The following is a 13922-nucleotide window of genomic DNA, read 5'->3' as shown; positions in this document are numbered from 1 at the left end:
TTTGGTTTTAAGGGGTTACAATATTCCAATACGGATTTGCGGGTTCAAAAACACTTGCCAATTCTCTGAATTTAAACGGATCACCTTCAAAACTAACGCCGTCTGAAGTCAGAATTTCTCTTGCCGTTTCGGGATTTGATAATAGGTTTACAAACTTGGCTTTTGGAATGGTTAAGGTAAATTCAGTTTTATCATTTGGTCGGGTTTGACTTTGGTGCAAAACGCCATTTTTAAGATAAACGAGAATATTTTTATTCAATTCAGGGAAAATGAAACGTAATTTCACGTCTTTTCCGGCTGCTTTTGTTCCGTCAACGGTAACTGATAAATAATCGAAAATAGCTTCAGGAGTTAGTGTAGCTAAAAATCCTGCGGCACGATTTACCGGGTTTTTAGGAACAATTACGCCTTCGCGAAGTTCTTTGGCTCCGGATAAATATAAATCTCTCCAAATTCCGGATTCACTCTGATAGGCGATTTGTTCGAAAGCATCGGCTTGTAAATTTTTAGCAGCTACATTCTCCGGATTGGCAAAGATTACATGTTTCAAAACTTCGGCAACCCAACGGTATTCGCCTTTCTGGAAACTTTCGGTTGCTTTTTTTAAAGCTGCTTTTTCACCGCCAAACCATTCAACATATTTTTTAGCCGATTCTACCTGAGGTAGCTTATCGTAATCAGCAGGATTTCCGTCCCACCAGCCTAAATAAAATTGATACGTTGCTTTGGCATTGTGTTTTACCGTTCCGTAAAAATCACGGTTGTACCATTCTTTGCCTAATTCAGCAGGAAGTTTTATTTCTTCGGCAATCTCGTCTTTGTTCAAACCTTTGTTGGCAAGATGCACCGTTTGATCGTGTACGTATTTGTATAAATCTCTTTGTTTTTCAAGAAAAGTAATTCCTTTGTCATGTCCGTAAACCGGCCAGGTATGCGACGGAACGATGAATTCGGTTTTATCTCCAAATAAATCAATGGCTTCGTCCAGATATCCTGCCCAGGCTTTTGCATCTCTGGTTTTGGCTCCACGAGGCGTTAAAACATTATGATAGGTATGACTGGCAATTTCGGCAGAAAAGAACACTTTTTGAGCAGGAGCAAAGACCGTTAATTCGGCTGGAGCTTCAGAATTCGGCGTAAGCTGAAAAACTAAATCCAAACCATCAATCGTGATTTTTTGCCCTGTTTTTTCGACTTCAAAATTAGGTTGTAAAAGTGAAGAAGAACCTCCTGATAAAAAAGGTTTTCCTAAACCAACATCGACCTGACCTGTTACGCTTCGTTCTAAACTTAAACCAAATTGATATCCGGCTCTTCGTCGCATTACGTTTCCTAAAAGTACATTTTCGCTTACGGCTTCTTCATAAAAGCCTTTTGGCGTGATGAATTTTACTTTTCCGGATTTGATATCTTCTGCCGCAACCAAACCTTCTAAACCTCCGTAATGATCGCCGTGACTATGGGTAACAATTACCGCAAGAATAGGTTTATTGGCAACATGTTTTTTGACCAATTCGTATGCCGCTGCTGAAGCTTCGCCAATCGTTAAGGCATCAATAACTACATAACCGTTTTTGGTTTCGATAAACGAAATATTGGCGACATCAAAAGAACGAACCTGATAAACGCCATCGGTAATTTTAAATAATCCGTTGATGTTGTTAAGTTGCGCCTGACGCCATAAAGCGGGATTTACCGTGGCAGGAGATTTACCTTTTATAAAAGCAAAATCGTTTAGATTTACAGCAACATTTCCGGTTTTGGAGAGAATTTTACCATCGGCAAGAGTGGCGATAAAACCTCTTTTGGCATCGGTAAAATCGGCAGTATCATCAAAGTTTAACTTTGAATATACTGCCTCATTTGATTTTTGGGTAAAAGTTGACGCTTGTTTTGGCGCTTGTGCATTGGTAACAATGGCGAAACCTACTAAAAGCGTCGTTATTTTATTTTTTTTCATATTCTTATACTTGAACCGGTTCTTCCTGATAAATAGGTGCCGAAGCAAGAACTGTTTCTGCTTTAGCTCTTACCGGAACGGCTAAAACTCCTTCTGCCAAAGCACTTCCTTCTTTTTTAGATTTGAATATTGGCCACAAAAATTGTGCGTACCATTCTTCTTGTTTGTACGATTTCATTCCGTATGATTTTGGATATTTACGGGTAATTAAAGCCGTTCCGAAAATCACATCCCAGATAAAAAACATGTTCCCGAAGTTTCCTTTAAAATGTCCAACACCATCGCCGCTTGTATCTGCGTGATGTGCGTGATGCGTTGCAGGAGTAGAGATTAAGCGTTCAAGAACCCAAGCAATTGGATGTAATATTCTGTATTTGTAAAAAGGTTTGTCCCATTTTATGCTAGAATGTGCTCCAAGAGTGATAAAACTTTTAATCACCAAAACAAATAAAGCCGGTAATCCTAAACCTAAATACGTTAATGTAGCCGTTAGATAAATTTGAGAAAAGAAAACCGTATAGATAAAGTTTTGTCTCGACGCCATTGCCATTCCCATATACGGAGCCGAATGGTGCGTTCTGTGAAATCTCCATAAAAACGGAACCTGATGATGCAAACGGTGGTACCAGTATTGTGTTAAATCATCTGCGATTGCGATCAGGAAAAATCCTCCCCAAAACGGAACCCATGAAAGTGAGTTCGCCAAATTTGGGATTAAATAAGGCAAGGCTGTTAAGCTGAAAAAAGCAATTACCGGTGGTAAAAGCAATTTTGGCGCTAAGAAACAAACAATATCCACTTTGCGTTCTTCGCCTGTCCATTCGTCATCGTACAAACCGGCTATAAATTCTATAGTTCCCAGAATGAGCATAAAAGCAGTTAATCCCCAGGTGCGAATGTTTTCGAAAGCCGGTTTTGTGAATTCTAAAAACGATGGTAATGTAAGATGAGACTCTGCTACAACGCCATTTGTGAGTTTAAAATACAAAAATATTGCCACTACCGGCAATGAATATATTAAGAAACTAATGCTTAAATCTCTCGTTAATCTGCCTCTTGAATTGTGATCTATTATTGCCATGATTTTTTATTTTAAAAATTTACTAATTAGTGCTAAACCTCCCGCCAAAATGACTAGCGGAACTAAAAAAACAATCGTTCCTACGACGATTTTTTTTCCTATTATTTCAAAGTCGACTCTCTTCATGATTTCTAATTTTTATGTTTATAACCCTATTGAAAATCAGTATGTTTTGTGAAACGTAAAAATAAATAAAATAAACTTCTAATTCTATGGATTTAGTCGAGTTTTATTTATAAGATTTTTCAAATTTTGTTATAATCCTTATTACTATTTTATTTTACTTTTTGAATGGTTGGAAGCGCCTCAACCGTTAAATTCTCTCTCAACTTTTCAGATGGCAAATACAAACGAATAATTAAACTTGCTTTCTGAACATTCGTGATAGGCAACCAGTTTTCTTTTTTCTCAGTTCCCGAAAGATTGATTTTATACGAAATATTATCCGCTTCATATTTTACATCTTCAAGATTGTAGCTGTATTTGTTGATTGGGTTTTTAATTAAAAAACCATTTTCGTCATATGCTGTGATACTCCAGTATTTAGCATCCAGTTTTTTCCCACTAATTACATAATCCGCTTTAGGATCTATTGCATTTCCTTCGCTATCCGTGTTGGTACTTAAGTAAATCACTTCTTTTTTAGTCAGGGCATAAGGACCGTAAACTGCAACTTGTGCAATTGTAAGTAAGTCGGCTGAGTTGAGGTCTTTGTCTTTATCAACTGTTTGCCAATTGCCAATAATGCGTTGCGAATCGCTTTTTCCGGATTTAATATTATAAACACCAACGGCGCTTCCGAATACGATAGCCAGAATGATCAATGCCACGGCAAGACCTATTTTTTTAATTTTTTGATTTAAAGCCATTTTTATTTGATTTTAAGTTGAACATTTTTCTCTACTCAATACTTTCCTCATTTTGTCATCCCGAGGAACGAGGGATCTTCGTTAGTAGCTCCGTCTAGTTAATTGCCAATCTTTGTCGAGTTACTCGCGGAGTTTCCTCGTTCCTCGGAGTGACAAGCCTTGGGGTTACTTTGTCTAAGCTGATATGCACATTTTTTTCATTTTCTATAATAGATTTTTTTTTTAGGAGCTAATCCCGCTATCCGTTCCAATCTTTTGTGTCGCTAAAGAAGCGCCACAAAAGGATTTCCACTTCTATCGGGGCTAGGACATTCTTTGTCGAGTTACTAGCGGACATCTCTGTTTTTTTCGAATTAAAATAAAAAAATCCGTTTAAATCCGCGTTTTTGCAAAGCAAATCCGTGTCATCTGCGTTCCACGACAAAGTTTATTCACATTTTTGTCATTTCGACCGAAGGGAGAAATCACACTAGAAACTCCGCAAACAATGTCGACAATCTTTGACGATAAACGAGTGTGATTCCTCGTCCCTCGGAATGACAAAGACTGTGGTTACTTTGTTGAGTTGCTCGCAGAAATCCTTCGTCTTTGCTAATGACGTTTTTCGAATTAAAACAAAAAATCCGTTTAAATCCGCGTCTTTGCATAGCAAATCCGTGTCATCTGCGTCCCATGACAAAGCTTATGCTTATTTCCCTAATTTCTCTACCGTAACACCGTGCTGCAATTCAGCCAATGTTTTTACCGGATAAGCTTTCGAAACTAAATAACGAAACAGAATCAATCCTTTTGTTGTTGGACTATAAATGATTTTCTCTTTCGGAATGTTTTTCAAAACTTCAGCAGTGCTTCCTTCAGGAGCCAAATAATATTCGAATTTTGCTTTTACTTTTTCTTCGTTTTCTACAAAAAAGTTAGTCGTGTTTTCCTGATAAGCCGAGATCGACCAATAAGTAGAATCGGGTACAATACCTGAAATTTTCAATACATTTTCTTTCAAATCATAATTGATTGTAGAATATAAAAAGTCAGGATTGGGTAACGGAATTACTCTGCTGTTTTCAGCATCCGGCTGATTTCCAAATTGCGGAGTATTGACAACGCCCAGCGTTTTTTCGGCAAATTTATGTTGCACGTAATAGGGCGTTACCCAAATCGTGAGGTAGTAAAAGCCTACTGCAATTACTAAAAGGACCAAGGCAAAAATGCCTTTTTTGATAAATGGTTTTGTTGCTGCCATAATTTATTTGTTATAAGTTATTATCCTGCAAGGATTTTAAAACTTGCAGGATTTAAAATCATATATTAGTTCGCACTTCCGGTTTTTCCTGCGTTTTCAGTATTTCCGCCTTTCGTTACTTGTTTTACTAAATCCTGAAGTGTTTTTCCTTTATCTGAGCCGTTATTGTGTATTCTTCTGTTGTATACATCTTGCCAGTCGATTAGTGGATAAACATTGTTTTCTTTGGCTTGCTCATCAAATAGTTGTTTAAGCTCAGCTAATTTTTCAGGGTATTTTTTAGCCAGATTATTACGCTCGTTAAAATCTTCGTTTAAGTTGTACAATTCCCAAACATCATTATCAAAGTTGCTTTCGGCAGGTTTTTCATTTTTTCCTAACGCTTTTTTCACAGCAAATGAATCCGGTAAATGTGCCGCTCCGGCTTTCCATCCATCTTTATAAATTGCTCTGTTTCCAAAAATATAATAGTATTGCACTTTATGTAAAGATTCTGCTTTAGCATCATTTAATGAAGCATACAAAGAAGAACCCTGAATAATATCCTGTTTTACTGATTTGATATATTCCGGAGCTTTAATTCCTGCAATATCCAATGTGGTTGGCAATAAATCGGTTACATGGCTGTATTGATTTCTGATTCCACCTTTATCTTTAATTCCTTTTGGATAATAAACAATCAACGGATTATGTGTTCCTCCTTCTGATTGTGCATCTTGTTTCCAGTTTTTAAACGGAACATTTGTTGCCTGAGCCCATCCTAAAGGATAATTAGTATTAAGTCCTTTTGGTGTACCAATTTCGTCGATATTCGCTAAGTTTTTCTTTAAGTTTTCTTCATCAGAACCGCCTTGCGAAAATAAACTTTGGTTAATGGTTCCTTCGGTAGTCCCTTCTTTACTTGCTCCGTTATCACCAATTGCAACAAAAATTACGGTATTCTCTAACTGATTGCTTTCTTTTAAGTAATTCACGACTCTTCCAATTTCATAATCGGTATAGGTTAAGAAACCGGCATAAACTTCCATAAAACGAGCATACACTTTTTTCTGATCCGGAGTTAATTTTTTCCAGTCCGCAATTAATGGGTTACGTTCCGGTAAAACCGCATTGGCAGGAATTACGCCCAATTTCTTTTGGTTAGCAATTACTTCTTCGCGATAAGCATCCCATCCTTTATCAAACTTGCCTCTGTAAGGATCACTCCATTTTGTGGCTACCTGATGCGGTGCGTGAGCTGCTCCGGGTGCATAATACAAGAAGAAAGGTTTTCCAGGTGCCGCTTTTTGTTGTTTCTGAATGAAACTTATTGCTTTATCTGTAATCAGTTCGTTTAAATGTCTTCCGTCAGATTTAATATGAACCTGATCTTCTACCAAATCAGGATTGTACTGATCTGTCTGAGAACCTAAGAATCCGTAAAAATGATCAAATCCTTTTCCGGTTGGCCATCTGTCAAACGGTCCGGCATCTGTAGCTTCTTCATCCGGAGTTACACCATATTTACCAACGGCAAAAGTGTTGTATCCGTTTTCACGTAAAATCTCAGCAATTGTTCCTTTATCAGAAGGAATTCGACCATCCCAACCCGGAAATCCTGCTGATAAAATGGTATGAGAAAATCCGCTAACGTGCACTCTTCCTGAATTTCTTCCGGTTAATAAGGCGGCGCGGGTAGGGGCACAAATTGCTGTAGTATGAAAATTGGTATATCGTAAACCATTATTCGCTAACTGATCGAAAGTGGGAGTTTGTATCAAACCTCCAAAAGAACTTGAAGCTCCAAATCCTACATCGTCAAGTAAAATCCAGATAACGTTTGGTGCACCCTCAGGCGCTTTTACCGGATCTGGCCAGTATTCTTTAGACTCGGCTAATGTTTTACCAATAACGCCTTTAAATTCTTCTGGTTTGGTTTGTGTAAAACCAAATTGTGCAATAAGCAATGCAGTAATCAAAAGCCCTTTTTGCGAGCTTTTGATTGTACTATTAAATTTGAATTTTTTCATTAGATTAAATTTTTAATTATTTAATGCGTAATCACTGTTAAACTATTTTATTTTATTCCAATCTTCGACACCTACTTTTACAGACCATTGTTGATGTAATTCAATCAGGCTTTGCAGCAGTTTTGGTTCTGATTTTGCTACATTTTTTGTTTCCGTCCGGTCTGTAGCAAGATTGTACAATTCCCAGGGCTGATTGTTTTCGGCTACTGCTTTCCAATTGCCTTTTCGTACTGCTTTGCTGCCTTCATGTTCCCAAAACAAGGCTTCGTGTGCGTTAGATTGTTGTCCTTCAAATTCTTTTTTTAAACTAATTCCTTCTAAGGCTGTGAGACTTTTTCCTTGAAAATTCTCCGGATATTTAAAACCTGCATATTCCAGACAAGTTGGGAAAATATCAATCACATGACTTATTCGATTGCTTACTGTTCCGGCCTTAATATGCTTTGGATAATAAGCAATAAAAGGAGAAGCAATACCACCTTCGTGAGTGTTCTTTTTGAATAATTGAAAAGGCGTGTTGCTCACATTTCCCCACGGACTTTCGTAACTGTCAATTGATGCAACTGAACCAGGTGTTCCGTTTTTTTGCGTAACATAATTCCAGTTTTTTACATCATCGGCACTTCCGCCATTATCCGAAAGAAAAAGAATTAGTGTATTATCTTCTTCTCCTAACGACTTTACTTTTTGCAGGATTTCTCCAATTCCGGCATCCATTCTGTCGATCATGGCGGCGTAAATTGCCATTCGCGTATCCCATTTTTCTTTTTCTTCGGCGCTTAGTTTTTCCCAATCCGGCACTTTTTCATAACGATTGGATAAATCCCAGTTTTTATCAATAATTCCCAGTTCTTTTAATTTCTTAAAACGGCTTGCTCTCAATTTATCCCAGCCTTCCAGATATTTTCCTTTGTATTTTGCAATGTCTTCCGGCAAAGCCTGAATGGGCCAATGTGGGGCATTATACGCAACATATAGAAAAAATGGTTTTTGCTGATTGTGCTGTTTTTCTAAAGAACTAATGGCGAAATTGGTAATTTCCTGAGTCAGATAAGTAGCAGTATCCGTGCGGATAATTTCTTTATCTCCTTTCAAAAAAGTAACTTTTCTTCCGTCGTTATATAAAGGTTGCGAGTTAAAATAACTGCTTCCGTTGTTTTGTAATGTAAAAGAATCATCAAACCCTCTGTTTACTGCCCAGGCTGATGGTACTAAACCAACATGCCATTTTCCTGAAACAATAGTACTGTATCCTGCCTGTTTTAATGCTTGCCCAATCGTGATGCAATGCTCGTTTAAATAGCCCTGATATGCCGGAAATCCTTTATCCTGAACCATGTCTCCAACGCCTGCCTGATGCGGATACAAACCCGTGAGCAATGCTGCACGAGAAGGACAGCAGCGCCCGGCATTGTAAAACTGCTTTATAATAAGCCCGTTTTTGGCGAGCTTATTTAGGTTTGGTGTATTAATTTCTGAACCAAAAGCACCAATATCTGAGAAACCTAAATCATCTGCTAAAATGACGATGATATTGGGTTGCTGTTTCTGTGCCAATAGCTGAGATTGTGCAACAAACAATAGGGCAAGGATGAACAGTTTTTTAATCATTTTAGTAACCTGGATTTTGTGGTAGACCAACCGGATCAATACTTCTTTCGCTTTGCGGAATCGGATATAGATTATTTCTTTCTGAAACAGAGTTTTTAGCGGTTACTTTTTTAACTTCGGTAACCAAAGTTCCCCAACGAACTAAATCAAACCAGCGTTGTCCTTCCTGAACAAATTCTTTTTTGCGTTCTTCCTGAATAGCAGCTCTAAAAGTAGCTTGTGTTAATCCTGATAAATCTACAGAAGGATCCGGAGTTGTAATTGGTTTTGCAAAAGCTCTTCTTCTTACCTGATTGATCAGTTCGTAAGCTTCCGGAGTTGGCGTTCCTTGTTCGTTTATCGCTTCTGCTAAAGACAATAAAATATCTGCATAACGAATGATCGGGAAGTTAATGGCTACGTTGCCCGGAGTAGCCAAATTGGTAAAATCGATATATTTTTTAAAGATGGGTTTCGGGAAAGTATAAATATTCGCAGTTCCCGGAATTGGTAATTGTTTGGCATAACTTACATCTCTTCGGGTATCTCCCGGAGCATAAATATCATAGAATAAAGCAACGTCTGAGATTATATCTGCCGGTTCTGTCGCTGTAAAACCTATAAATGATGTAGATTGAAAAGTACTTCCGCTAGATCCGTTTCCTGCCTGATTGGGTTCAAACTGAACCGAGAAAATATGCTCTTTTCCGTTCTTTTTTGTTTTCGTAAAAATATCCTGAAAACTTTCAAAAAGTCCGTATCCATAACCTCCATTGATAACTTCTCTCGCTTTTAAAATAGCATTTGGATAATCTTTTCGGGTTAAATATACTTTGGCTAAAATTGCTTTTGCCGCACCTGATGTTGCACGTCCGGCATCACTTGCAGGATAAGTTGCCGGTAAAGCTTCGGCAGCATTTAGATCTGAAATAATTTGAGTATAAACAGCATCTACACTTTCTCTTCTTGATTTTAAACTTTCTAATTGTATAGATGTTGGTTCATGCAAAACGATAGGAACTCCGCCCCAAAGACGAACGGCCTGAAAATACAATAATCCTCTAATGAATTTTGCTTCATTGATTAATCTTGTTTTAACGGTTTCATTTCCTGTTACTTTAGGAATATTATCAATAGAAACATTGGCTCTGTTAATACCGTTGTAGATTTGGCGCCACGCTACCTGAACACGATCAGAAGTAGCATCATGCGTTAAGCTGCTCAAAGCTCTTACTTGTGGGTTTGTTGCCGAAACTCCTGCCGCTGCATAATCAGAAGCCATATCGGTTAAGAAATAAAGATTTCTGCCAAATAAACTTTGTTCTCCCGGATCAAGACTTAAAGATGCGTAAACAGCAGTTACACTTGCAACAGCATCATCCTGAGTTTTAAAATATTTATCTTCGGTTACAAAAGAGGTAGGTGTTACCTCTAAATCTGTGCACGATGCAAATAAACCGGCACTTAGTATGATTGTTATTATTATCTTTTTCATTGTGTATATTTTTTACTTAGAAAGTTATGTTCAGGCCTGAAATGAATGTTTTAGAGTTTGGATAAGAACCAAAATCAATTCCAGGATATAAGTTGTTTTGTTCGTAAGAACTTACCTCTGGATCATAACCAGTGTATTTTGTCCATGTAATTAAATTTTCAGCAGATACATAAAATTTAATGCTTTTAGCCCCTAATCTTGATGAAGCGCTTTTAGGTAGTGTATATCCTAAAGTGATTAATTTTAATCTTAAAAAAGAGGCATCTTCTACATATCTTTCAGAAACGATTCCTAGAGGAGAACTTGTTGCTCTCGGGATTTCATTGCTTGGGTTCGTTGACGTCCAGCGATCTTCAAGAGTAACATTGGCATTTGTACCAAGAGTAGAGATCTCTAATTGCTGATTTAAAGCATTAAATATCTTTCCGCCGTAAGATCCCTGAAAAGAGAAGTTAAGATCAAAATCACGATAAGAAACCGTGTTACTAAAACTTCCAACAAATTTGGGTTGAGAAGTTCCCAGATTTCCTTTGTCAAGGGCAGTAATTACACCATCTCCGTTAGTATCCACATATTTTCTGTCTCCAACTTTTGTATTGGCCAAACTGTTTATTTTTGGCTGAGTATTTACTTCTTCCTGAGTCTGGAAAATTCCGTTTGTTTTATATCCCCAGAAAGTTCCTAATGGCAATCCTACTTTTACGGTTACAGGTTGTTGTTGCAATAAAGATCCGTTTGGTACTACCGGAAAAAACTGATCCACTCCGTTTCCTATCGAAAGGACTTTGTTTCTGTTGGCAGAGAATACAACATTGGAGTTCCATGAGAAATTTTCTGTTTTTACATTTTCTGTTGTCAGACCAATTTCAATACCTTTATTTTCAACGCCTCCAATATTTTGAAGAACTGTAGCATAACCAGAAGTAAGCGGAATAGGTACGTTGATCAGTAAATCGTTTGTTTTCTTGTAATACACATCAAAAACAAAATTGATTTTTCGGTCTAATAATGATAAGTCTAAACCAACATTATATTGATTTGTTTTTTCCCATTTCAAATCTGGATTTGCCAATCGGGTAGGAGCTAATCCTGTTTGTAATGTTCCTCCAAAAGCATAGTTTACAGAACCCATTTGCGCAAGAGAAAGGTAATTACCAATTTCCTGGTTTCCTGTTGTTCCGGCTGTAAGTCGAAGTTTGGCTTCGGTTACGCCTTTAATATTTTTAGCAAAATCTTCGTCGGTAATATTCCATGAAAATCCCGCCGAAGGAAAATACCCCCAAAGTGATTCTGATCCAAATCTTGACGAACCATCGGCACGTGCCGATAAAGTAAAGTTGTATTTTCCTTTGTATGAATAGTTTATTCTGGTTAACCATGATTTCAATACACTTTCGAATGCATCACTGTATGGTTTTACAGGAACACCATCTTGCAGGGCATTATAAGTATTAGCATCATTTACAAAAGTATTGGCCCCCGCATTTACAACTTCACCCTGAGTGTATTGAAGAGTATATCCTCCTAAAGCGGAGAATTTATGATTTTCGCCAAAAGTAGTATTGTAATTCAATGTGTTTTCATTCAGTACAGAACTTACCAAACGATCTCCAACAGAAGCTAATCCCTTTGTTCCTGCTCCAGCAGTGGTGGTAGATGGAGCATAATAATTTTGTTTGGTGTCGATAACGTCACCGCTTACCGCTACTTTTGCTACCAGTTTTTTAGTGATTTTATATTCACCAAATAAGCTGGTTAATATTCTGTTTATTTTAGTTTCGTTGGTGGTACTTACCAAATCGTTAATAGGATTGGCTATAATGCCATTAACAGCAGTTGCATAAGGATTATTGGTTAAGTTATAACTCCCGTCGGCATTTTTTATAGGTACTACAGGAGGTTGATACAAAGCGACAACTAATGGGTTTGGAGATCTTCCGGCAGTAGCACCGCCATTGGTACCCACACCATTAGAAATCGAATTACTGTAGTTGGCGTTTACACCAAATTTAAATTTCTCAGAGTAGTTTCTTTCGTAGTTCACACGAAGCGATATTCTCTTAAAATCTGATGCAATTACAATTCCATCCTGTTGAAAATATCCTGCAGAAATAGCGTATCTGGAACGTTCGTCTCCCCCTGAAAAGGACAACTGATGATTTTGTACGGGAGCCGCAGTTCTAAAAAGAGCGTCTTGCCAATCGTAGCTTCCGGATGTTTTAAAAGCTTCTATCTGAGCCGCAGAAAAAGACGGAGCCTGACCTATACTAGCCTGAACATCATTACGTAAACTTGCCCATTGGCTGGCATTCATTAAGTTTAGTTTTTTCGAAACATTCTGAAATCCAAAATAACCCTGGTAGGAAATATTATCCTGTCCTTTTGTTCCCTTTTTAGTTGTAATAATCACAACACCATTGGCACCACGAGAACCGTAAATGGCAGTTGCAGAAGCATCTTTTAATATCTCAATAGACTCAATGTCAGCAGGGTTAATGGTAGAAAGGACATTCACAGTTGCACCGGCATTCGTAACACCTGCAGTACTATTATTGTTATCGTTATAAATTAAGATTCCGTCTACAACATATAGCGGTTCATTACCAGCCGTAATCGAGTTTCCCCCTCTAATACGCACACTCGAAGAAGCTCCAGGACGCCCCGAACTTTGTGTGACTACCACTCCGGGAATTGCGCCACGTAATAGGTTATCGGCAGATGATGTGACTTGAGACAGATTGGCTTTTGGTACAGATGCTACAGAACCTGTAATATCTTTTCTCTTTTGAGAACCGTATCCAACCACTACCAATTCATCTAATTCCTGACGTTCTTCTTTTAAATTGATTGTAATCGGGTTTTTATCTACTACTATTTCAGCCTTTTTATATCCGATGTAGCTTACAATTAAAGTGTATGGAAATTTTTGACCGGTTTGAAAATAAAATTTTCCTTCAGCGTCTGTCTGAACCCCGTGAGTTGTTCCTTTAATAACAACCGAAGCGCCTATAATAGGCTGATTTGTAATGTCGTCTACCACAGTTCCGTCGAGCTTAGACTGGATAAGAGGTGTTGTATTTTGGGCATTAATTCCTGCCGTGACAAGCAAGAGAAATAGTAATGAGTTTATTTTTAAAAAATTTTTCATTTCTTTGTACTGGTTTTAAGTAATTAACAAGAGGCCTTGAAAGTTGATTTTTCAACTCTCTAATGGTATTCTTGATTTAGTGATAAATGTTCTTTAAGCCTTGCCATTTCTGTTGCCGCAGAAATGGCTTTTTTTATTTACAGCAACAACTTTGCGTCTTTTTCATCTTAGTTTTTTTAGTTATTAGTTATTTTTCTTTTTAATATATAGGTACAATTTCAACAATCCTTTTTGATACAAATTAAAGTATCAAACAGATTTTTGTAATTTCAATAAGTAATCGTGAGGTGTATTTTAAATTTCGTTTTTTAAATCGATTCGATGAAAAAGAGATATCGAATTTAAACGAAAAAAATGCTAAGAATTAGCAACAGAAGCACATATAACAGACTGTGTTATAAGTATATTTTTTAGGAAGAATGTAAAATGATATGCTTTCGGTTGTTTTCAAAATGTAGTTCTTTTGGGTTTCAAATATTTTTATACTCTACTAATTCTATAGACAAAGTTAAATTTAATCTAATAAAAAC

General features: G+C 37.3%; 8 protein-coding genes. All 8 read right to left on the bottom strand.

The genetic code is table 11. From position 1 onward, the window contains the following. Positions 1–7 precede the first annotated feature (7 nt). A complete protein-coding gene (locus tag FLACOL7796_RS00365) occupies positions 8–1960 on the bottom strand; it encodes an alkyl/aryl-sulfatase (RefSeq protein ID WP_173968677.1) in 1953 nt (650 codons plus the stop codon). Positions 1961–1964: 4 nt separating this feature from the next. Continuing rightward, a complete protein-coding gene (locus FLACOL7796_RS00360; RefSeq protein ID WP_173968675.1) occupies positions 1965–3041 on the bottom strand; it encodes a sterol desaturase family protein in 1077 nt (358 codons plus the stop codon). Between the two features lie 275 nt (positions 3042–3316). Then, the gene (locus tag FLACOL7796_RS00355; protein ID WP_173968674.1) at positions 3317–3910 is read right to left on the bottom strand and encodes a DUF1214 domain-containing protein; all 594 of its coding nucleotides are present in this window, start codon (positions 3908–3910) and stop codon (positions 3317–3319) included. A gap of 688 nt (positions 3911–4598) precedes the next feature. Then, a complete protein-coding gene (locus FLACOL7796_RS00350) occupies positions 4599–5150 on the bottom strand; it encodes a DUF1254 domain-containing protein (protein ID WP_173968672.1) in 552 nt (183 codons plus the stop codon). A gap of 65 nt (positions 5151–5215) precedes the next feature. Then, positions 5216–7159 carry an arylsulfatase gene (locus FLACOL7796_RS00345; RefSeq protein WP_173968670.1) on the bottom strand — a complete coding sequence of 648 codons (1944 nt, stop codon included), beginning with the start codon at positions 7157–7159 and terminating at the stop codon, positions 5216–5218. Between the two features lie 42 nt (positions 7160–7201). Next, positions 7202–8770 carry an arylsulfatase gene (locus FLACOL7796_RS00340; RefSeq protein ID WP_173968668.1) on the bottom strand — a complete coding sequence of 523 codons (1569 nt, stop codon included), beginning with the start codon at positions 8768–8770 and terminating at the stop codon, positions 7202–7204. A 1-nt stretch (position 8771) separates the two neighbouring features. Beyond that, positions 8772–10244, bottom strand: coding sequence for a RagB/SusD family nutrient uptake outer membrane protein (locus tag FLACOL7796_RS00335; RefSeq protein ID WP_173968667.1), 1473 nt, complete (start codon positions 10242–10244; stop codon positions 8772–8774). A 16-nt stretch (positions 10245–10260) separates the two neighbouring features. After that, positions 10261–13392: a SusC/RagA family TonB-linked outer membrane protein gene (locus FLACOL7796_RS00330; RefSeq protein WP_173968665.1), complete on the bottom strand. Its 3132-nt coding sequence runs from the start codon at positions 13390–13392 to the stop codon at positions 10261–10263. Between the last annotated feature and the right edge of the window lie 530 nt (positions 13393–13922).

This window comes from Flavobacterium bizetiae, assembly GCF_902804475.1.
GTDB lineage: Bacteria > Bacteroidota > Bacteroidia > Flavobacteriales > Flavobacteriaceae > Flavobacterium > Flavobacterium bizetiae.
This window is presented reverse-complemented; position numbering and strand designations above follow the sequence as displayed.

What these genes read in the sequence shown, in the direction of transcription:
- FLACOL7796_RS00365 (WP_173968677.1), bottom strand. Translation starts at nt 1,960, where the DNA reads ATGAAAAAAAATAAAATAACGACGCTTTTAGTAGGTTTCGCCATTGTT.
- FLACOL7796_RS00360 (WP_173968675.1), bottom strand. Translation starts at nt 3,041, where the DNA reads ATGGCAATAATAGATCACAATTCAAGAGGCAGATTAACGAGAGATTTA.
- FLACOL7796_RS00355 (WP_173968674.1), bottom strand. Translation starts at nt 3,910, where the DNA reads ATGGCTTTAAATCAAAAAATTAAAAAAATAGGTCTTGCCGTGGCATTG.
- FLACOL7796_RS00350 (WP_173968672.1), bottom strand. Translation starts at nt 5,150, where the DNA reads ATGGCAGCAACAAAACCATTTATCAAAAAAGGCATTTTTGCCTTGGTC.
- FLACOL7796_RS00345 (WP_173968670.1), bottom strand. Translation starts at nt 7,159, where the DNA reads ATGAAAAAATTCAAATTTAATAGTACAATCAAAAGCTCGCAAAAAGGG.
- FLACOL7796_RS00340 (WP_173968668.1), bottom strand. Translation starts at nt 8,770, where the DNA reads ATGATTAAAAAACTGTTCATCCTTGCCCTATTGTTTGTTGCACAATCT.
- FLACOL7796_RS00335 (WP_173968667.1), bottom strand. Translation starts at nt 10,244, where the DNA reads ATGAAAAAGATAATAATAACAATCATACTAAGTGCCGGTTTATTTGCA.
- FLACOL7796_RS00330 (WP_173968665.1), bottom strand. Translation starts at nt 13,392, where the DNA reads ATGAAAAATTTTTTAAAAATAAACTCATTACTATTTCTCTTGCTTGTC.